Source organism: Thalassobacterium maritimum, from assembly GCF_031127805.1.
In the GTDB taxonomy this organism is placed as follows: domain Bacteria; phylum Verrucomicrobiota; class Verrucomicrobiia; order Opitutales; family Coraliomargaritaceae; genus Thalassobacterium; species Thalassobacterium maritimum.
The window spans coordinates 1-322 of sequence record NZ_JARXHW010000305.1 but is presented as its reverse complement, the minus strand read 5'-3'; the positions used below and the strand labels follow the sequence as shown (position 1 = coordinate 322).

Annotated in this window: 1 protein-coding gene; it reads right to left on the bottom strand. The window is 46.6% G+C overall.

The window, feature by feature from the left end; translation table 11 throughout:
- Window positions 1–37: 37 nt before the first annotated feature.
- Window positions 38–322, bottom strand: a 285-nt coding sequence (locus QEH52_RS20430) for a hypothetical protein (protein ID WP_308952801.1), incomplete at its 5' end; no start/stop codon positions are given.

Below are 322 nucleotides of genomic sequence, written 5' to 3'. Positions count from 1 at the left end.
TCTTTCAGTTCGACGACTCCGTAAAGCGTGTAAAATTTTAAAGTTTTTTTTCGCGTTGCTGCATCTGCGCTTCTTTGGCGGCATCGCCACACCTATCCTCCGTTTGTATTGCAAACTCAGAGACAGCAACACGGCCAGTCTCACGTATTTCAGGCTTCAGAAAGCTTTCCAACAGATTCAAGTCCAAGCCTTTCCCGCCTGACTGGGGATCGGATAAATCCAAGATTCGGCTGAACTGCTCGTAGAGTTCCGGGCGCGTTCTTAAACGCTCCATGAAAGTTTTCATCTCTGATTGGCTCATCTGTTTCTTTTTTGACATTCC